Below are 17,153 nucleotides of genomic sequence, written 5' to 3'. Positions count from 1 at the left end.
GGAAAACTTAAAGATATAAAAGTGATAACGCATCAGGAAATAGTTGATCATTTGCAAAAACGAGTTGACCAAGCACAAGTGAGATATAATAAAAATCCTTCTAAACAGAATTCTGAACGTCTAACGAACACTAAACGGGATCTTTTTTATGTTGAACGCGATAACGAAGTTTTAATTAAGGTTAAAGGAAGTATTCCACCCGAATACTTTACTTTTGAATAAGGAGAAAAAATGACTAGAGAAGAACTTGATAATCTATTTTACACAGTTCCAAACGATGTGGATTATACAGATCTACTCGAAGAAGTAGACTTGGAAGATATTCCAGAAGAAACGATTAACAAACTCATCTCTTTATTATCTAGCGATGATGAATTTTTGCGCTATAAAGCTTCGAGGCTTTTAACTATTTGGGGGCTAAAAGAAGGTTTTGATGTGTTGACTCAGATGTTTGTTGAAGGGAAATTGGAAGGCTACATTCCTCATCGGCTATATAGTTATGATGATACAAATCGAATTATATTAGATGCTCTTACTAGCTATTGGGCTAATCAATCAGATATTGGCAATGGTGATAAAGCAAGGCAAGACATATTCCCTTATGTCTGTAAAATTATAGAGCAGGCGGAAAAAGGTTATTATGATCTTTCATATTTTTACTATCTAGTTGAAAATAATGGATTTTCTGAATATATCCCTTACCTAAAGCACTTTTTATCGTCCATTATGGATAAGCCAGAAGAAAATTATTGGCGAATTCATGATACTTTGAAACTATTTTTGGAGATCGAACCTGATTATGTGGAGAAACTTCTGGAGGAGAAGGATAAATCACTAGCTGATTTCGGATTGGAGGGAGAGAATGAAGGAAATTAAATTCTATAAGGTAAACGATGCCTACGGTTATATGTCCAATTTTGCTCCTTATCCTTTTTCGGATGGAAATAAAATCTGGCCTACATCGGAACATTATTTCCAGGCTCAGAAATTCTTGGTTCCAGAAATTCAGGAAAAAATTCGCTTGCTGGAGTCACCTATGGATGCTGCTTTGGAGGGACGCAATCGCCAGAATCCGTTACGAAAGGACTGGGAAGATGTCAAGGATGATATTAGGCGTTATGCTGTTCGTGAGAAATTTCGTCAAAATCCAGAGATTCTAGAGAAACTAATTGCGACATTTGATGCAGAATTATTTGAGAATACAAAAAATGATCATTATTGGGCTGACGGGGGAGATGGATCTGGTAAAAATATGCTGGGGAAAATCTTAATGGAAACAAGAGTAGCTTTAAGTCTAGACGATGGTTCTATAAATTAAGAAAGTATACTGACTTTAAATGAATAACACAGTATTCAAAAAATATTAGTGAAATGTTTGAAAAATATAAAAATCGTGAAATTACTTTACAAGAATTGAAGAATTTCCAATTTAATCCAGATAATTTTAGAATTGAAACACCTTCTGCTAACAGGAGCCATAGTCACGAATAGAAAGGAAAATGATGAGAGTTTATGATTTAGAGTCGTCTATTAGAAATGCAGATTTAAAATCGTTTCAGAAATACTATAATGGAGAAGTACATCAAGAATTTACAAATGATAATCTTTCCATGCTAGAGTTACTATTTACGGAATCTAGTAATTGTGGCAATAGAATGCAAATCGCAGAACATCTGATTCATCAAGGAATGGATGTGAACCATCAATCAAAAACTAAGAGCACTGCCCTTCATTTACTATTAGGATCTGCAAAAGCAAATTGGTCTGCTGATCCCCAATACCTCTTACAGGAAGCAGAATTGCTTATAAAGAATGGAGCAGATGTGAATTTGAAGGATTCGCACGGTGGAACGCCTCTATCATATGCAATTGCGACATTAAAAGCTTCATCTGAGGAGTTACTTCCTTTATACAAAGTTCTTTTAAACGCTGGAGCATATGTAGATGAACGCTCTGGTGTACCTTCTTGTTTAGAGTTGACAAAAATTTTTCCTTGGAGAGCGGACTTACTTACATTAATGGAGGATTATCATGTTAAATAACAATGATTTTGGTGGTTTTGTCGTTTCAAACAATATTCTTGATGGAAAAGCTATTCGCTATTCCTATCGTGAAAAATCTGCTATTCCACAATTAAATGGCTGGACACTGTTATCAATCGAAGATGATGAAGCTTACCTAGCTAATTCAAAAAATTTCACAATTTTAGGAGCAAATAGCATTGTAAAAATTGCTCCTGTTATGCTGGAAATTTTTGAAGCCCCATACGGTACCGACTTATGCTGGTTATATGAGGAAGGCGTTCATGTAGGATTTTATGATTTGGTGAGAGATAGAGAAACAACAATCGAAGAAATTGTTCATTGAGTGTCATTTGTATCTCGTCTGAGCCTTTATGATCTAGAGTAAGAGAATTTGTCAGCTAAAGTAGAATAGTTTTTTGAAAAAATCGCAAGCTGAATGCTGGAGTAATTGAGGAGTTTATGTTTTATATTGATGAAACCTTGCTTGGATGAGATAAGGCAAAAAGCTAGTAAGCAAGGTTATCATCTAGATATGAGTTTAGAAAGCTTGAAGGATTTGGCGCAATTCGTTCGAGAGAATGATGTCAAAAATGATCCTGAAAATATTGATGATTTCTTTAATAGCTGGGTTTATCTTGGAGAGGTTTTTCGCTTGCAAGCCAAAGGAGCCTACTGGACAGTTGGTACTGAAAACCCGAAAAATTTAAATTATGGGTTAGAGTATTTGACAGGTTATAATACAATTGGTTCAGAATTTATTCCCTTATTAATTTTGAATAACTTTACTTTAAGTTCACCTGATAGGTTAAATAATAATTTTTTTTATGAATTAGTATTGAAACGTTTAAATCCTAAACCAATAAATCTAGACCATCTTCCAACAGAAGAGGAATAAGTTATTTTTGATATCATTTAATTACTTATGAGGTAAATGTTTCAGGTGAATATGAGAGGATTATTAAAATGATCAAAGCAGAATTCAAAAAATATCAGTGAAATGTTTGAAAGTGCAAAAACAGAGAAATTGCTTTGTAAGATTAAAGGTCTCCCAGATATGCTGGATGGTTTCAATATGATTTCAGAGGTTGGAAAATGACAGAAGATAAAATTTTAACAAAAGAAGAAGTTCTCCGTGACGGTGTTTGTTTTGAGGATGAACTAGACTGGGGCGGAGAATACTATGAACAAATTGTCTTTGAAAATGAATCAGGAGAAGAGGTTCCTTATACTGGTTTAGCTTATGATTTATATCCAGATGGTCAATTAGAGTTTTATGGGTATATAGATAATGGATATAGGCATGGTCTAGCTGTCTACTTTTATTCTAATGGAAAAATTAAAAGTATTAATAATCAAGACAGAGGTGCAGCCGAAGGAGTTCAAAAAGAATATTTTGAAAATGGTGATATTGAGTCAGTTTCTTATTGTATTGCAGGAGGAGAAATTCTCTATAAAAAATATGATGAGACTGGTAAAATTATTGAAGAAAAAACAGAGCCTACCGAAGATGATTTCAAGAGAGCAAAACAGTGGGGTGTTGATTTATCGACTTTAGACATGAATTTGAAGTAGAACAGAATCAATTCAAAAATCAGATAGATTTATCTAATCATTTTGAAGTCTAGGAGATTTGTTATGTCGCAGGGGTGGATTAATACCTATTGAAGAGAATGACAAAGAATACGGTCTTGCTTGCCTTGAGGTTATTGACCAGGAAAATCTCCAAGTTGTTGAAGAGGTCAGTTTTCATGATGAAAGTAGAGTTCCCTAGCTTCCGGGATTTCTTGCTTTCAGGGAATTGCCTCTGATTTTAGCAGCAGTTAAACTGTTGAAAATTAAACCTGACCTATGTATGTTTGATGGGAGTGCTTATCTGCATCCGCGCCATATGGGAATCGTGACCCATGCCTCCTTTTTCTTAGGAAAACCAACTACCGGAGTTTCCAAAAATGACTACCATATTGAAGGGGCAGAATTTTACTTCCTGACAATGACGAAAGAGCCTGTACAGAAATAGGTAAAAACAGTGAGATTTATGGGCAAGTATTAAGGAATTTTCAGAATAAATCAATGGAGTAGATAAATGAAAACTTATAAATTGAAAAATAAAGAGAATTATAGATATTTTGTCAAACATTATCTAGAGGTGATGAAGGAAGGAAAAGAAGCAGAAGCATTTCTAGGAACAGAAGCTAAGTATCGTTTTCGGCAACGAGATTCTTATGAACTTGATAGTACAGACATTAGCGTATTGATGGAGTATTGTTTATACCCTCTGTATGTAGAAGGTGATGAGGATATAGCAAGAAGAACTTTTGACATCTTGAAAGGTTTTAGCTTATCGGTTGACCTAGTCAAATTAGATAAGGTGACTGATTATATTTTCATTCAAAATAGGCGTTTGAAAAGATATATTAGCCTTCCCTTTGTTATTAAGACTGATGAGTTAGTAAGATATATTATAGAGAGTATTTCCAATCTATCAGATGAACAGAAGAAAGATTGGTTATATCAAGGGCTGTGTAATGCATTAGACCGTGATCCTTTATACAGGCAGTGTGACCAAGAAAAGGTAAAGAAGATTCTTAAGGAATTCAAGGAAAAATACTACAATCCACCTAAGGTAGTAGAGCTATAGCAAACGCCATAGTGAATGTGAGAGTTGTGGAGAATTTTAAATGACAAAACAAGAATTAGTAAACTTTATTAATAAACATAGAGATAAGAAGGGGATATTTCATATTGCGCTTGATGAGAGATATGAAGGTCAATTTACTTTGGGATACTATTACGATGAGAAATCTAGTCAATATAAAGTATATGAGGTTAACGAGCGCCAAGATATCTGGATAAGAGACGATTTTAAAAATGAAAGTGATGCAATAGATCGACTTTATCGTTTGATAAAAACAAAATTTTGGATAAAAGAACCTCTCATTCAGTTAGATGTTTCAGAAATTGATGCAATCGGAACGAGTGATACAGACTTGGAACTTTTATTAATAGATGGCAATCTTTGGCTTCCAGATACCGAAGAGGAGCATCTCTTGAAACTTCAAGAAAAACTCAATAACTATATCTACTTCCTCGAAAGCAAGCAGTATGTGGAGCGATATGGTGATAAGTTTGACAAAAAAGTCATCTATATCACATTCCAGTATTCTCCATCTGATAATGGATTGGCCTTTCTTGCGGCGGTTCAGAAAGTATTACAACCCACTGATATGAGCTTGAAGGTAGAATTGCCGGAGTGATAAAGGGAGCGGAAACGATGCTAGCTATTGTTATTGATTCTGTAGGTGACAAGTCAGGAACCTATAAGTTGCTAAGAAATTATTCATCCTTGCCTTTTTCTTTAATCCAATCTAGAATCAAAGATCATGACGTGGTGATAGAAGTAGACATGTTAGATTTGGATGGATTGAGAAAGGTTCGAGAACTCATCCATGAGTTGAATGCCATTGGAACCAAGGTTACGATGAGGGATTCGACTGGTATTATCACCTTAGAAATAGTAAATAATCTTATTTCCACCTTTGAAGAAATTGCGGCAGAGAGAGAAGAACTGGATGCTCTGATGTTTGAAGAGGAAGAGTGAGTGCCACGTTTTTCAGTGGATCACTAAGTTAGTTTTTAGTAATAGAAGGAAAAACGATGAATGATAATAGAAATTTATTGCGCTTCCTACAGGAGTTGATATACGGCCTTGTAGATCTTATCAGTGAGAAAGAATATCAGGAGTTTGTCCTTGATTCCTTAAAACTTTCAAAACAGGAGCTTAATAAAGAGAGTGATTTTTGCCCAGATCTTTTATATTCTCGACTGGAAAATATGGACGAGCTGGATATCTTGACATTTCAGGAGCTGGATAAGAAAACCAATCCACTAGTATGGAACTGTATCGCTAATTTCTATGTCCTAGTTTGTCACTATTCATATATTGCTTCGGAAGAAATCTACCTACCACAAACGATTGAAAGTGTCGACGAGAACATACTTGAGGTTCTTTCCTTAAGTTACAAACAAATCCTAGCTGAAAATAGGGAACTTATTTCACAAATAACTGGGCCAGAAATAGAAGGATATTTAAAGGATGAGCTCGTTAAAAACTACTTTGGACCACTATTTTTATCTGATGAGAACGAATAGACTATTCGTTCAAGTATAGATCAGGAGAGGATATGCTTACGAGTTATTTTATGTTGATTTTTTCTGAAGCAATTGCAAACCGTATGAAAACACAATACACTTCACACATTCGAACTGCCTTGGATGCATGTTGGAGTTTTTTGGAGAATAGAGATAAAAGGGGAGAGGAACTTTATCGCCTTTTAGATGATGGGACAGACTTCAGTGGAATATTTATCTACATGCAGTTAGATGAAAATGAAGCGAATGGTCTCTTGTGGGACAACATTAGTTATGCAATAGGTGTGACTGCTAAAGAAGCTTTTGAGTTTGAAAATAAGAAGGAGCTTCCTTCTCCCTTGGAAAACATTGAACCGGAACTACTTGATGTCTTTATTGATAATTTAAAAGAGATTAGCATGGATCTTTATCATCACGTCGAAACAGTAAAAATTTTCATCAATAAAAATCCATACCCATCAAGAGAATCTGCCCTAAAAGAACTAGATAGACTAGGATTACTTAGATGATTTGAATAGATGATTTGGCGAAAATTCAAAAAGAACACCCCAGAAGTTAGAGTCTCATCTCTACTTTTGGGGTGTCGTTTATTTTCTATCCTTAAGTATTTTACAATAGCCAGGTACGAATAGCATGGGCAACGCCAGATTCATCATTTGTTTTGGTAATGTATTTGGCGATTTTTTTGAGTTCTGGATTTCCATTTTCCATGACAACGGGATTTCCAACGACTTCGAGCATGGCACGGTCATTTTCTTCGTCGCCGATCGCCATGGTTTCAAATTTGGTCAATCCGAGTTTTTCAGCTAGGTGAGTGATAGCTGAACCCTTGTCTACATTCTTTTTAAGGAGTTCGAGGTAGAAAGGAGCTGATTTGTTAATAGAGTAACGCTCGTAAAATTCGGCTGGAATCTTTTCAATCGCAGCATCGAGAATCTCTGGTTCATCGATAAACATACATTTGACGATTTCCTTGCCAGCCATTTCTTCAGGAGTGCGGTAAAAGATAGGCATGCTGACGAGGGTTGATTCGTGCACCGTGTATTTTCCGATATTGCGATTGGCCGTGTAGATACCGTCCTTGGTAATGGCATGCATGTGGACACCGAGTTTGCGACTGAGAAATTCCATATCTAGATAATCCTCATAGGTCAAGGCTTCGCTGATAATCTCATGGCCAGTAGCAGTCTCTTGGACAAGGGCACCGTTGAAGGTTACAACATAGTCACCTTGGTCTCTCAACTGCAAGTCGTCCAGAAGTTTGGCAACGCCTGCGATAGGACGACCTGTTGCAATCACGACTTTGACGCCAGCTTCTTTGGCATCTTGGATGGCAGAAAAGACTTCAGGAGTGATTTCTTTTTTACTGTTAACCAGGGTACCATCGATATCGACGGCGATTAGTTTAATACTCATAAATTTCCTCTTCTAGTTTTTATTTGGGGTAAAATGATCGTTCTCAATCAAGTGTAAAAATTGCTGGGTGATACTTGCGAAGATGCTGTTTTGTTCCAACATTTCTTTTGGAAAATAGAAACGATTGTCACCGTGGCGACTGCCAGCAAGGGATTGGACGATAGGAGACAGGCTAGAGAGTTCTGCCAGTTGGCCATTTTTCTGTAAAATCTCAATCTGTGTCCGTGGATTTTCAGATTCGGGACGATAGATATCATAAGGGAGGTCAAAGTTCTTATGAATGGCTGTATAGTAGTCTGGATCAAAACCGATTTCTTCAACCAGTTGTCTCATGGTTACGAGTTGGTCTTGATCTTCTTGAGAAAAAGTAATGGATTTAAAGACCTTGCGGTTGACAAAACGTTGCGACAAGTCTGCGAGAATCTTGTCAGGACTGCTCATCCAGAGTTGGAAGTAGGTATTCATCACGCCATCATCTAGAGCCAGATAGTCAGATAGAGTAACTTTCTTTTCAAAAAAAGGCAGGAGATGTGGAGAAGTGCGTGCAAAGAAGTCTTTGTCCTCAGGGTAGAGTTCCTTTGCACGCTTGAGAAGATTCTGTAGGAGAACTTCCATGGCCCGTGTTGCTGGGTGGAAATAAACCTGCATATACATCTGGTAACGACTGAGGACATAATCTTCGATGGCATGCATGCCATTGCGCTGAAAGGCGATGCCATTTTCGACAGGACGAATGACTCGGAGGATGCGAGTAAGGTCAAATTCCCCATAAGATGCTCCTGTAAAATAAGAGTCGCGCAAGAGATAGTCCATGCGGTCTGCATCAATCTGACTGGAAATGAGCTGTACGACCTGCTTGTTAGGGTAGGTATGATCGATGACACTGGCTACCTTCTCCGGGAAATCGGGTGCTACTTGTAGCAGAACTTGGTGAATCTCTGTCTCAGGACTTTGGATGATTTCCTGAGTAATGGCCTCATGATCTGTATCAAAGAGATGTTCAAAAGTATGCGAGTAGGCACCATGCCCGAGGTCATGAAGGAGTGCAGCGGTCATGGTCAAGAGAGATTCAGCAGGATCCCATTCTTCAGGATATTTTTCTTCAAAAATCTCTGTGATACGACGAGCAATCTCATAGACTCCCAAACAGTGGGAAAAGCGACTGTGCTCCCCACCATGGAAAGTATAGCTGGAAGTTCCTAGCTGTTTGATACGACGCAAGCGTTGAAATTCTTTTGTATTGATCAAGTCATAGATGACCTGATTGTTTACATGGATATAATTGTGAACTGGGTCACGGAATACTTTTTCGTTCATATGACCATTATAGCAAAATCCTGTTCTTTTTGGTAAAATAGTAGGATAAGAGACAAGAAAGAGGATTTGATGTGAAGATTCGGATGCGAAATAGGATCCAGTTTGATGAACAGTTGGAAGTCATTGACCAGCTTTATGACGTTGAAGTGCGTGAAAAAGGGGATTTTAGCTATCTGCTTTTCTACAATGAGGAAAAGGAAAAAGTGGTTCTCAAGTTTCATGAAGAAGAACTGGTGATGACCCGTTTCTCTAGTCCCAAAACCATCATGCGTTTTCTAAAGTCTAGTGATAGTTTGGCCTATATTCCGACTCCTATGGGAATGCAGGAGTTTATCATTCAAACGAATCACTACAAACTGGATGGACAAAAGATTGAGCTCGCCTATCAACTGCAAAACCAAGAGGGACACCCCTTTGCCAGCTATCAATTAGAAATTACTTGGGGATAAGAAAAAGGTTGGCGAATGCCAACCTTATTTGATATAGAGTTCTTGATTTTTTAGGACAATTTCACGAACACTTGCGAATTTCTTGAGTTTTTTAAGTTCTTCAGGATGGGTTACCAGAGTGATAACATATCCCTCTTTGCCCATGCGACCTGTACGACCAGCTCGGTGGGTATAGGTTTCCATATCTCTAGGAATATCAAAGTTTACGACGCATTCTAGGCTATCAATGTCAATTCCACGAGCCAGAAGGTCAGTTGCAAGGAGCAGGGTTAGCTGTTTGTCTTTAAACTTTTCTAAGATGACTTTTCGGAATTTCACATTGACATCACTAGCGAGGGAGACAGCCAAGACATCACGATACTGTAATTTTTCTTCTGCACTTCCAAGATCTGATAGGCTATTAAAGAAAACTAGTCCGCGGAAATCCTCAACATGAGCCAGCTTTCGTAGCATATCTACTCGGTGACGTTGGTCTACCTGCATGTAGAAGTGTTGGATATTGTCCAGTTTTTGATCAGATAGATCAATGGTGCGCGTGTTTGGTGCAATCTTTTCTTGGTCAAACTTGGTCGTCGCACTCATGTAGATGAGTTGGTGGTCACGAGGTGCGTAGTGGGTGATTTTCTCAACAAAGTGAATCTGAGAATCATCGAGCAATTGGTCAAATTCATCCAGAATGATGGTTTCCACATTCATCATCTTGATTTTTTTCAATTTAATCAACTCAAAGATACGGCCAGGGGTTCCAATCAGAATTTCTGGTCCTTTTTTTAGGCGTTCAATCTGGCGTTTCTGACTGGAACCTGATAAGAAGAGCTGAGCAGTCAAGTCGATAGCCTCTGCCCACGTTTTACATACATCAAAAATCTGTCCAGCAAGTTCCGTATTTGGTGCTAGAATCAAGAGTTGTTGCGCCTTTTTCTTTTTCAGTCTGAGTAGACTTGGGAGTAAGTAAGCGAGGGTCTTACCAGTTCCTGTCGGGCTTACTCCTAGTAGGTTTTCTCCAGCAAGTATAGGCTCAAATAGTTGAGTTTGAATGGGGGTAAATTCTTGGAAACCGAGTTGGTCACTCAATTCCTGCCATTCAGTCGGTAGTTTGGTTTTCATTTTTCTGCCTCAAATCTAATGCCAGCAGTCTGGCGCATGGTATAGAGTAAATCATGAACAGAGCTTGCATCATCCAGCCAAGTCTGGTAGATCGTCTGGTCTGGTTGCTGGATCATCTGAGCAAACGCAGCAACTTCCTCAGTCATCGTATGAGGAGCCTGTTGGATAGGGAGTTGAACTTGATTTCCTTGGTGGTCGCTAAAAATAGCTGAGCGGACATGTTCAATCGTGTTAAGGGTCAAGGTTCCATCTGCTGTGTAAATCTCACAAGGAAGATTGGAAGTGATGTTTTTCCCAGCCTTGATATGAACTTGAAAGTTAGGGTAGAAGAGGATACCATCTCCATTTAGGTCAATGCTATTGTCAAGCTGTTGAGCTTGATAAATCGCGTCTTGAGCCTTTCCAAAGAGGTGAACGGCAGCGTAGAGAGGATAAATCCCCAAATCCATAAGGGCTCCACCAGCAAAACGGTCTGAAAAGACATTTGGCGTCTGCCCAGCCAACAAATCCGGCATCTTGGAAGAATACTTGGCATAGTTGAAATCTGCTCCCAAGATTTGCTTGTCTGCTAAAAAGTTTTTGATAGTGGTAAAAGCTTCCTCGTGGTAGTTTCGTGCCGCTTCAAAGATAAAACAGTGATTTTTCTCAGCTGTCTGTCTCAAATCCAGCCATTCATGTCGCTGAGTGACAGCCGGCTTTTCAAGAATGACATGCTTGCCAAAAGACAAGGCAGCTTTGGCTTGAACAAAATGCAAGGAGTTTGGACTAGCGATATAGACTACATCAAAGGAAGACTTAAAGAAGTCTTCTAATTGATCAAAGAGTTGGATATCCTGGTAGCGAGAAGCAAAGGTTGCGGCAGTTTCTAGTTTTCTAGAATAGACTGCAACTAGCTGGTATTCTCCGCTAGCATGGGCTGCTTCTATAAAATGATGGCTGATAGCCCCTGTTCCGATGACACCTAATTTAAGCATAAATACTCCTTTTCCGACTTCAAATCCTTCCTTCATTATAACATAGAAAAGAAGGACTATCCAACAGATGGTAAAAATTTTCAAATGGACTACGCTTTTCTCAAAGAAAGTGGTACAATGTTCAGATAAGTAGATGAAATGAGAAGGGGGAGAAAATGAGATTATTACCAATAAGAAAAATATCACGTCAGTCTAAGAGACTAGCGCTTTTTTTGACTTTTTGTGCAGGATATGTCGATGCCTATACCTTTATCGTGCGAGGGAACACTCTTGTGGCTGGACAAACTGGGAATGTGGTTTTTCTTTCTGTAGGACTCATTCAACAGAATGTCTCGGATGCCAGTGCCAAAGTAATGACCTTGTTTTCCTTTATGATGGGTGTCTTTTTTCTGACATTGTATAAGGAAAAACTACGAATTGTTAAAAAGCCGATTTTGTCCTTGATTCCACTTGCAGTCTTGTCCCTAATTATAGGCTTTGTGCCGCAAACGGTTGATAATATCTATCTCGTACCGCCCTTGGCCTTTTGTATGGGACTGGTGACAACTGCTTTTGGAGAAGTGTCAGGGATTGCCTATAATAATGCTTTTATGACGGGGAATATTAAACGTACCATGTTGGCTTTTGGAGATTATTTCCGGACCAAGCATACGCCTTTCCTACGAGAGGGCTTGATTTTTGTTAGCTTGCTTAGCAGTTTTGTCTTCGGAGTTGTTTTTTCAGCTTATTTGACGATTTACTATCAGGAGAAGACAATTCTAGGTGTTCCTCTTATGATGAGTATCTTTTACTTCAGTATGCTTTTTGCTTCTTGGAGAAAAAAAGGGAAAGAAAAAGCTTAAATTTGATTGATTTCGCTTGTAAGAAAAAAGAAGATATGCTATACTTGAAGAGTTGACTATGCACAATCCTGTGCAACCGCACGAACATCGTTGCTCACATAGTGAGTATAAAGTGGTTCGTCCCACGATGCTAGGCGAGTCTTCACAAAAATACGGGGAAACCCTAAAAATCATAGGAGGTGCATAATGAGCACATACGCAATTATCAAAACTGGCGGAAAACAAGTTAAAGTTGAAGTTGGTCAAGCAGTTTACGTTGAAAAATTGAACGTTGAAGCTGGTCAAGAAGTTACTTTTAACGAAGTTGTTCTTGTTGGTGGTGAAAACACTGTTGTCGGAACTCCACTTGTTGCTGGAGCTACTGTAGTTGGAACTGTTGAAAAACAAGGAAAACAAAAGAAAGTTGTTACTTATAAGTACAAACCTAAAAAAGGTAGCCACCGTAAACAAGGTCACCGTCAACCATATACAAAAGTTGTCATCAACGCGATCAACGCTTAATTTTAAGGAGAACACATGATACAAGCAGTCTTTGAGAGAGCCGAAGATGGCGAGCTGAGGAGTGCGGAAATTACTGGACACGCCGAAAGTGGCGAATACGGCTTAGATGTCGTGTGTGCATCGGTTTCTACGCTTGCCATTAACTTTGTCAATTCCATTGAGAAATTTGCAGGCTATGAACCAATCTTAGAATTAAACGAAGATGAAGGTGGCTATCTAAAGGTTGATATACCAGCGGATCTTCCTTCACACCAGAGAGAAATGACCCAGTTATTCTTCGAATCATTTTTCTTAGGTATGGCAAACTTATCGGAGAACTCTTCTGAGTTCGTCCAAACCAGAGTTATCACAGAAAACTAACACGGAGGAAAACATTATGTTAAAAATGACTCTTAACAACTTGCAACTTTTCGCCCACAAAAAAGGTGGAGGTTCTACATCAAACGGACGTGATTCACAAGCGAAACGTCTTGGAGCTAAAGCAGCTGACGGACAAACTGTAACAGGTGGATCAATCCTTTACCGTCAACGTGGTACACACATCTATCCAGGTGTAAACGTTGGACGTGGTGGAGACGATACTTTGTTCGCTAAAGTTGAAGGCGTAGTACGCTTTGAACGTAAAGGACGCGATAAAAAACAAGTTTCTGTTTACCCAATCGCAAAATAAAAAGGTCCAGTGAAACTTTTTATCCCGAGCCTTAAAATGAAAAGGCGAGGAAGCTAGAACTAGCATAAAATTAGGCTTTCCGAGTTTTCGGAGAGCCTTTTTTTGTTTTGATACCCATTTTGAATTTAATAGAGAATAGTTAGATTTAAACTTGCGATGGACACTTTTTTCTTTTTTGGAAAAATTCTGAAATATGGTATAATGAACAGATAGAGAAGTTGGGGGTAAAAGATGAACATTCAACAATTACGCTATGTTGTTGCTATTGCGAATAGTGGTACTTTCCGAGAAGCTGCTGAAAAGATGTATGTCAGTCAGCCGAGTCTATCTATTTCTGTGCGCGATTTGGAAAAAGAGCTAGGCTTTAAGATTTTTCGTCGGACGAGTTCGGGAACGTTTTTGACCCGTCGTGGTATGGAATTTTATGAGAAAGCACAAGAGTTAGTTAAAGGCTTTGATGTTTTTCAAAATCAGTATGCCAATCCTGAGGAAGAAAAGGATGAATTTTCCATTGCCAGTCAGCACTATGACTTCTTGCCACCAACGATTACGGCTTTTTCAGAGCGCTATCCTGACTACAAAAACTTCCGTATTTTTGAGTCTACTACAGTTCAAATCCTTGATGAAGTAGCTCAGGGGCACAGTGAGATTGGGATTATCTACCTCAACAATCAAAATCAAAAGGGAATCATGCAACGGGTTGAAAAGCTTGGTTTAGAAGTTATTGAACTAATTCCTTTCCAGACTCACATTTATCTCCGTGAAGGGCATCCTTTAGCACAGAAAGAGGAATTGGTCATGGAGGATTTAGCGGATCTGCCAACGGTTCGTTTTACTCAGGAAAAGGATGAGTACCTTTACTATTCAGAGAACTTTGTCGACACCAGCGCGAGCTCCCAGATGTTCAATGTGACCGACCGTGCTACTTTGAATGGTATTTTGGAGCGGACGGATGCTTATGCGACTGGATCTGGATTTTTAGATAGCGACAGTGTTAATGGGATTACAGTCATTCGTCTCAAGGACAATCTAGATAACCGCATGGTCTATGTCAAACGGGAAGAAGTTGAGCTTAGTCAAGCTGGGACTCTTTTCGTTGAGGTTATGCAAGAATATTTTGATCAAAAGAGGAAATCATGAAAAAAAGAGGAATAGTGGCAGTCATTGTATTGCTTTTGATTGGGCTGGATCAGTGGGTTAAAGCCTATGTTGTCCAACAGATTCCACTGGGTGAAGTGCGTTCGTGGATACCCAATCTTGTTAGCTTGACCTATCTGCAAAATAGAGGAGCAGCCTTCTCCATGTTGCAAGATCAGCAGTGGTTATTTACTGTCATTACACTGGTCGTCATGGTAGGTGCCATTTGGTATTTACATAAACACATGGAGGATTCTCACTGGTTAGTTTTTGGACTGACTTTGATAATCGCGGGAGGTCTGGGCAACTTTATCGACAGAATGAGTCAAGGTTTTGTGGTGGATATGTTTCACCTAGACTTTATCAACTTTGCGATTTTCAATGTTGCTGACAGCTATTTAACAGTCGGTGTCATTGTTTTATTGATTGCAATGCTTAAAGAGGAAGTAAATGGAAATAAAAATTGAAACTGGTGGGCAACGTTTAGACAAGGCTCTGTCGGACCTGACAGAATTGTCACGCAGTCTCGCGAATGAACAAATCAAAGCAGGACAAGTTTTGGTCAATGGGCAAGCCAAGAAAGCAAAATACACTGTCCAAGAGGGGGATATGATCACTTATCAAATTCCCGAACCAGAGGTTTTAGAGTATGTGGCTGAGAATCTGCCGCTCGAGATTATCTACCAAGATGAGGATGTAGCCGTTGTTAACAAACCTCAAGGCATGGTGGTTCATCCCAGCGCCGGTCATACCAGTGGAACCTTGGTCAATGCCCTCATGTACCATATCAAGGATCTGTCAGGTATCAATGGTGTTCTCCGACCGGGCATTGTTCACCGCATTGACAAGGATACGTCAGGTCTCCTCATGATTGCTAAGAATGACGAGGCACACTTGGCACTTGCCCAAGAGCTAAAAGATAAGAAGTCTCTACGTAAATACTGGGCAATTGTTCACGGTAATCTGCCAAATGATCGTGGTGTCATTGAAGCACCGATTGGTCGGAGTGAAAAAGATCGTAAGAAACAGGCAGTGACTGCTAAAGGGAAGCCAGCAGTGACTCGTTTTCAAGTCTTGGAACGCTTTGGAGATTATAGTTTACTAGAATTGCAACTGGAAACAGGGCGTACTCACCAAATCCGTGTTCATATGGCTTATATTGGCCATCCGGTCGCTGGGGATGAGGTCTATGGTCCTCGTAAGACACTTAAGGGACATGGACAATTTCTCCATGCTAAGACTCTAGGCTTTACCCATCCGAGAACAGGTGAAACCTTGGAGTTCACAGCAGATATTCCAGAGATTTTTAAAGAAACGCTGGAAAGATTGCGTAAAACTGAGAATAGATAAAAGAGTTGAGATGCCTTGTCTCAACCTTTTTTATTTCAAGTCTTTTCTATTTTAAAGTATTCATGTTATAATGGATAAATATGAAGAATCGGAGTGAGAATATGAAGTACAAACGAATCGTCTTTAAGGTAGGGACCTCCTCCTTGACAAATGAAGACGGGAGTTTATCAAGAAGTAAAGTAAAGGCAATTACCCAGCAATTGGCTATGCTGCATGAAGCTGGGCATGAGTTGATTTTAGTCTCATCTGGGGCAGTAGCGGCTGGATTTGGTGCTTTGGGTTTTAAAAAACGTCCGACCAAGATTGCAGATAAACAAGCTTCGGCTGCAGTTGGTCAGGGACTTTTGTTGGAGGAATACACAACCAACCTCCTCATGCGCCAAATCGTTTCTGCGCAAATTTTGCTGACACAGGATGATTTTGTAGATAAACGTCGCTATAAGAATGCCCACCAGGCCTTGTCTGTATTGCTTCATCGTGGTGCAATCCCCATCATCAACGAGAATGACAGTGTCGTCATTGACGAACTCAAGGTGGGTGATAATGACACTCTGAGTGCCCAGGTAGCGGCGATGGTCCAAGCGGACCTTTTAGTTCTCTTGACCGATGTGGACGGTCTCTATACCGGAAATCCCAACTCAGATCCAACAGCCAAACGTTTGGAGAAAATCGAGACTATCAATCGTGAGATTATTGATATGGCTGGTGGGGCAGGTTCGTCAAACGGAACTGGGGGCATGCTGACAAAAATCAAAGCTGCAACTATTGCGACGGAGTCGGGTGTACCAGTCTATATCTGCTCTTCCTTGAAATCTGATGCCTTGATTGAGGCAGCTGAGGAGACCAAGGATGGTTCCTTCTTTGTTGCGCAAGAGAAGGGACTTCGTACCCAGAAACAATGGCTGGCCTTCTATGCTCAAAGTCAGGGAACGATTTGGGTAGATGGTGGAGCTGCAGAGGCGCTTTCAAAAAACGGGAAAAGTCTCCTTTTATCAGGCGTTGTAGAAGTGGAAGGAAGCTTCTCTTACCACGATATTGTAACAGTGGCTGATAAAGAAACAGGTCAATCTCTTGGAAAGGGACGTGTCCAATTTGGCGTCTCAGCCCTAGAAGATATGCTCCGTTCTCAAAAAGCTAAGGGAGTCTTGATTCACCGTGATGACTGGATTTCCGTCACTCCTGAAATCCAGCTGCTCTTTACAGAATTTTAGAGGTGA

Annotated in this window: 26 protein-coding genes, 1 pseudogene and 1 other annotated feature; of the genes and pseudogenes, 22 read left to right on the top strand and 5 right to left on the bottom strand. The window is 39.5% G+C overall.

The genetic code is table 11. The features are described from left to right. Window positions 1–231 precede the first annotated feature (231 nt). The 13 genes from D8863_RS07265 (at window position 232) to D8863_RS07205 (ending at window position 6,682) form a co-directional block, all read left to right on the top strand. Window positions 232–876 carry a hypothetical protein gene (locus D8863_RS07265; protein WP_125441511.1) on the top strand — a complete coding sequence of 215 codons (645 nt, stop codon included), beginning with the start codon at window positions 232–234 and terminating at the stop codon, window positions 874–876. Then, window positions 863–1,318: a riboflavin biosynthesis intermediates N-glycosidase gene (gene ybiA, locus D8863_RS07260; protein WP_125441510.1), complete on the top strand. Its 456-nt coding sequence runs from the start codon at window positions 863–865 to the stop codon at window positions 1,316–1,318. Before D8863_RS07265 ends, ybiA begins: the two co-directional genes overlap by 14 nt. Before the next feature lie 53 nt (window positions 1,319–1,371). After that, entirely contained in the window at window positions 1,372–1,491 is a 120-nt protein-coding gene (locus D8863_RS07255; protein ID WP_125441509.1) for a GH-E family nuclease, read from the top strand. Window positions 1,492–1,499: 8 nt separating this feature from the next. Continuing rightward, on the top strand, window positions 1,500–2,042 hold the full coding sequence (locus D8863_RS07250; protein ID WP_125441508.1) for an ankyrin repeat domain-containing protein: 543 nt from the start codon (window positions 1,500–1,502) through the stop codon (window positions 2,040–2,042). After that, on the top strand, window positions 2,032–2,367 hold the full coding sequence (locus tag D8863_RS07245; protein WP_185761463.1) for a DUF2185 domain-containing protein: 336 nt from the start codon (window positions 2,032–2,034) through the stop codon (window positions 2,365–2,367). The genes D8863_RS07250 and D8863_RS07245 overlap by 11 nt, the downstream gene beginning before the upstream one ends. A gap of 126 nt (window positions 2,368–2,493) precedes the next feature. Then, on the top strand, window positions 2,494–2,919 hold the full coding sequence (locus tag D8863_RS07240) for a hypothetical protein (protein ID WP_260469757.1): 426 nt from the start codon (window positions 2,494–2,496) through the stop codon (window positions 2,917–2,919). Between the two features lie 197 nt (window positions 2,920–3,116). Then, window positions 3,117–3,596: a toxin-antitoxin system YwqK family antitoxin gene (locus D8863_RS07235; RefSeq protein WP_125441506.1), complete on the top strand. Its 480-nt coding sequence runs from the start codon at window positions 3,117–3,119 to the stop codon at window positions 3,594–3,596. A 226-nt stretch (window positions 3,597–3,822) separates the two neighbouring features. Further along, window positions 3,823–4,041 (top strand): endonuclease V, encoded by a 219-nt coding sequence (locus D8863_RS11235; RefSeq protein WP_312023392.1) that lies wholly within the window; start codon window positions 3,823–3,825, stop codon window positions 4,039–4,041. Between the two features lie 66 nt (window positions 4,042–4,107). Then, complete coding sequence (locus D8863_RS07225; RefSeq protein ID WP_125441505.1) at window positions 4,108–4,662, top strand: NAD glycohydrolase inhibitor; 555 nt, start codon at window positions 4,108–4,110, stop codon at window positions 4,660–4,662. 40 nt (window positions 4,663–4,702) lie between these two features. After that, window positions 4,703–5,278 carry a DUF6572 domain-containing protein gene (locus D8863_RS07220; RefSeq protein ID WP_125441504.1) on the top strand — a complete coding sequence of 192 codons (576 nt, stop codon included), beginning with the start codon at window positions 4,703–4,705 and terminating at the stop codon, window positions 5,276–5,278. Between the two features lie 17 nt (window positions 5,279–5,295). Then, window positions 5,296–5,622: a hypothetical protein gene (locus D8863_RS07215; protein ID WP_125441503.1), complete on the top strand. Its 327-nt coding sequence runs from the start codon at window positions 5,296–5,298 to the stop codon at window positions 5,620–5,622. Between the two features lie 56 nt (window positions 5,623–5,678). Continuing rightward, the gene (locus D8863_RS07210) at window positions 5,679–6,173 is read left to right on the top strand and encodes an Imm6 family immunity protein (protein WP_125441502.1); all 495 of its coding nucleotides are present in this window, start codon (window positions 5,679–5,681) and stop codon (window positions 6,171–6,173) included. A 32-nt stretch (window positions 6,174–6,205) separates the two neighbouring features. Next, window positions 6,206–6,682, top strand: coding sequence for an Imm6 family immunity protein (locus D8863_RS07205; RefSeq protein ID WP_125441501.1), 477 nt, complete (start codon window positions 6,206–6,208; stop codon window positions 6,680–6,682). Between the two features lie 100 nt (window positions 6,683–6,782). Here D8863_RS07205 and yidA read toward each other — a convergent pair whose 3' ends face one another. Next, the gene (gene yidA, locus D8863_RS07200) at window positions 6,783–7,589 is read right to left on the bottom strand and encodes a sugar-phosphatase (RefSeq protein WP_125441500.1); all 807 of its coding nucleotides are present in this window, start codon (window positions 7,587–7,589) and stop codon (window positions 6,783–6,785) included. A gap of 12 nt (window positions 7,590–7,601) precedes the next feature. Further along, window positions 7,602–8,906 (bottom strand): HD domain-containing protein, encoded by a 1,305-nt coding sequence (locus D8863_RS07195; protein ID WP_125441499.1) that lies wholly within the window; start codon window positions 8,904–8,906, stop codon window positions 7,602–7,604. 71 nt (window positions 8,907–8,977) lie between these two features. Between D8863_RS07195 and D8863_RS07190 the strand changes: the two genes are divergently transcribed. After that, window positions 8,978–9,355, top strand: coding sequence for a YwiB family protein (locus tag D8863_RS07190; protein WP_125441498.1), 378 nt, complete (start codon window positions 8,978–8,980; stop codon window positions 9,353–9,355). A gap of 24 nt (window positions 9,356–9,379) precedes the next feature. On the opposite strand, the gene D8863_RS07185 is transcribed toward D8863_RS07190, so the two are convergent. Beyond that, window positions 9,380–10,462: a DEAD/DEAH box helicase gene (locus D8863_RS07185; RefSeq protein ID WP_125397732.1), complete on the bottom strand. Its 1,083-nt coding sequence runs from the start codon at window positions 10,460–10,462 to the stop codon at window positions 9,380–9,382. Next, window positions 10,459–11,436: a Gfo/Idh/MocA family protein gene (locus D8863_RS07180; protein WP_125441497.1), complete on the bottom strand. Its 978-nt coding sequence runs from the start codon at window positions 11,434–11,436 to the stop codon at window positions 10,459–10,461. Before D8863_RS07180 ends, D8863_RS07185 begins: the two co-directional genes overlap by 4 nt. 155 nt (window positions 11,437–11,591) lie before the next feature. Between D8863_RS07180 and D8863_RS07175 the strand changes: the two genes are divergently transcribed. The 4 genes from D8863_RS07175 to rpmA all read left to right on the top strand — a co-directional run bounded on the left by D8863_RS07175 (window position 11,592) and on the right by rpmA (window position 13,449). Then, complete coding sequence (locus D8863_RS07175; RefSeq protein WP_001238358.1) at window positions 11,592–12,278, top strand: YoaK family protein; 687 nt, start codon at window positions 11,592–11,594, stop codon at window positions 12,276–12,278. A gap of 64 nt (window positions 12,279–12,342) precedes the next feature. Beyond that, window positions 12,343–12,430 (top strand) — a sequence feature (ribosomal protein L21 leader region). A 34-nt stretch (window positions 12,431–12,464) separates the two neighbouring features. Further along, window positions 12,465–12,779 carry a 50S ribosomal protein L21 gene (gene rplU / locus D8863_RS07170; protein WP_000109141.1) on the top strand — a complete coding sequence of 105 codons (315 nt, stop codon included), beginning with the start codon at window positions 12,465–12,467 and terminating at the stop codon, window positions 12,777–12,779. Between the two features lie 15 nt (window positions 12,780–12,794). After that, the gene (locus tag D8863_RS07165; RefSeq protein WP_000613704.1) at window positions 12,795–13,139 is read left to right on the top strand and encodes a ribosomal-processing cysteine protease Prp; all 345 of its coding nucleotides are present in this window, start codon (window positions 12,795–12,797) and stop codon (window positions 13,137–13,139) included. Window positions 13,140–13,155: 16 nt separating this feature from the next. Continuing rightward, window positions 13,156–13,449, top strand: a complete 294-nt coding sequence (gene rpmA / locus D8863_RS07160; protein ID WP_000916509.1) for a 50S ribosomal protein L27 — start codon at window positions 13,156–13,158, stop codon at window positions 13,447–13,449. Between the two features lie 143 nt (window positions 13,450–13,592). On the opposite strand, the pseudogene D8863_RS11230 reads toward rpmA, so the two are convergent. Beyond that, window positions 13,593–13,688: pseudogene (locus D8863_RS11230) on the bottom strand (AraC family transcriptional regulator); the annotation flags it as partial. Here D8863_RS11230 and D8863_RS07155 point away from each other — a divergent pair. From D8863_RS07155 to proB, 4 genes are all read left to right on the top strand, one after another. Beyond that, window positions 13,681–14,589, top strand: a complete 909-nt coding sequence (locus tag D8863_RS07155) for a LysR family transcriptional regulator (protein WP_001025723.1) — start codon at window positions 13,681–13,683, stop codon at window positions 14,587–14,589. The pseudogene D8863_RS11230 and the gene D8863_RS07155 sit on opposite strands and share 8 nt — an antisense overlap. Next, complete coding sequence (lspA, locus tag D8863_RS07150) at window positions 14,586–15,053, top strand: signal peptidase II (protein ID WP_125441496.1); 468 nt, start codon at window positions 14,586–14,588, stop codon at window positions 15,051–15,053. Before D8863_RS07155 ends, lspA begins: the two co-directional genes overlap by 4 nt. Beyond that, the gene (locus D8863_RS07145) at window positions 15,037–15,936 is read left to right on the top strand and encodes an RluA family pseudouridine synthase (RefSeq protein WP_125441495.1); all 900 of its coding nucleotides are present in this window, start codon (window positions 15,037–15,039) and stop codon (window positions 15,934–15,936) included. Before lspA ends, D8863_RS07145 begins: the two co-directional genes overlap by 17 nt. A gap of 101 nt (window positions 15,937–16,037) precedes the next feature. Next, window positions 16,038–17,147, top strand: coding sequence for a glutamate 5-kinase (gene proB / locus D8863_RS07140; RefSeq protein ID WP_221763082.1), 1,110 nt, complete (start codon window positions 16,038–16,040; stop codon window positions 17,145–17,147). The last annotated feature ends 6 nt before the right edge of the window (window positions 17,148–17,153 follow it).

Origin of the sequence: Streptococcus oralis, assembly GCF_003943825.1 — a bacterium.
In the GTDB taxonomy this organism is placed as follows: Bacteria; Bacillota; Bacilli; order Lactobacillales; family Streptococcaceae; genus Streptococcus; species Streptococcus oralis_CD.
The sequence above is the reverse complement of the archived record's forward strand: the minus strand, read 5'-3'. Positions and strand labels throughout refer to the sequence as shown.

What these genes read in the sequence shown, in the direction of transcription:
- D8863_RS07265 (WP_125441511.1), top strand. Translation starts at nt 232, where the DNA reads ATGACTAGAGAAGAACTTGATAATCTATTTTACACAGTTCCAAACGAT.
- ybiA (WP_125441510.1), top strand. Translation starts at nt 863, where the DNA reads ATGAAGGAAATTAAATTCTATAAGGTAAACGATGCCTACGGTTATATG.
- D8863_RS07255 (WP_125441509.1), top strand. Translation starts at nt 1,372, where the DNA reads ATGTTTGAAAAATATAAAAATCGTGAAATTACTTTACAAGAATTGAAG.
- D8863_RS07250 (WP_125441508.1), top strand. Translation starts at nt 1,500, where the DNA reads ATGATGAGAGTTTATGATTTAGAGTCGTCTATTAGAAATGCAGATTTA.
- D8863_RS07245 (WP_185761463.1), top strand. Translation starts at nt 2,032, where the DNA reads ATGTTAAATAACAATGATTTTGGTGGTTTTGTCGTTTCAAACAATATT.
- D8863_RS07235 (WP_125441506.1), top strand. Translation starts at nt 3,117, where the DNA reads ATGACAGAAGATAAAATTTTAACAAAAGAAGAAGTTCTCCGTGACGGT.
- D8863_RS07225 (WP_125441505.1), top strand. Translation starts at nt 4,108, where the DNA reads ATGAAAACTTATAAATTGAAAAATAAAGAGAATTATAGATATTTTGTC.
- D8863_RS07220 (WP_125441504.1), top strand. Translation starts at nt 4,703, where the DNA reads ATGACAAAACAAGAATTAGTAAACTTTATTAATAAACATAGAGATAAG.
- D8863_RS07215 (WP_125441503.1), top strand. Translation starts at nt 5,296, where the DNA reads ATGCTAGCTATTGTTATTGATTCTGTAGGTGACAAGTCAGGAACCTAT.
- D8863_RS07210 (WP_125441502.1), top strand. Translation starts at nt 5,679, where the DNA reads ATGAATGATAATAGAAATTTATTGCGCTTCCTACAGGAGTTGATATAC.
- D8863_RS07205 (WP_125441501.1), top strand. Translation starts at nt 6,206, where the DNA reads ATGCTTACGAGTTATTTTATGTTGATTTTTTCTGAAGCAATTGCAAAC.
- yidA (WP_125441500.1), bottom strand. Translation starts at nt 7,589, where the DNA reads ATGAGTATTAAACTAATCGCCGTCGATATCGATGGTACCCTGGTTAAC.
- D8863_RS07195 (WP_125441499.1), bottom strand. Translation starts at nt 8,906, where the DNA reads ATGAACGAAAAAGTATTCCGTGACCCAGTTCACAATTATATCCATGTA.
- D8863_RS07185 (WP_125397732.1), bottom strand. Translation starts at nt 10,462, where the DNA reads ATGAAAACCAAACTACCGACTGAATGGCAGGAATTGAGTGACCAACTC.
- D8863_RS07180 (WP_125441497.1), bottom strand. Translation starts at nt 11,436, where the DNA reads ATGCTTAAATTAGGTGTCATCGGAACAGGGGCTATCAGCCATCATTTT.
- D8863_RS07175 (WP_001238358.1), top strand. Translation starts at nt 11,592, where the DNA reads ATGAGATTATTACCAATAAGAAAAATATCACGTCAGTCTAAGAGACTA.
- rplU (WP_000109141.1), top strand. Translation starts at nt 12,465, where the DNA reads ATGAGCACATACGCAATTATCAAAACTGGCGGAAAACAAGTTAAAGTT.
- D8863_RS07165 (WP_000613704.1), top strand. Translation starts at nt 12,795, where the DNA reads ATGATACAAGCAGTCTTTGAGAGAGCCGAAGATGGCGAGCTGAGGAGT.
- rpmA (WP_000916509.1), top strand. Translation starts at nt 13,156, where the DNA reads ATGTTAAAAATGACTCTTAACAACTTGCAACTTTTCGCCCACAAAAAA.
- D8863_RS07155 (WP_001025723.1), top strand. Translation starts at nt 13,681, where the DNA reads ATGAACATTCAACAATTACGCTATGTTGTTGCTATTGCGAATAGTGGT.
- lspA (WP_125441496.1), top strand. Translation starts at nt 14,586, where the DNA reads ATGAAAAAAAGAGGAATAGTGGCAGTCATTGTATTGCTTTTGATTGGG.
- D8863_RS07145 (WP_125441495.1), top strand. Translation starts at nt 15,037, where the DNA reads ATGGAAATAAAAATTGAAACTGGTGGGCAACGTTTAGACAAGGCTCTG.
- proB (WP_221763082.1), top strand. Translation starts at nt 16,038, where the DNA reads ATGAAGTACAAACGAATCGTCTTTAAGGTAGGGACCTCCTCCTTGACA.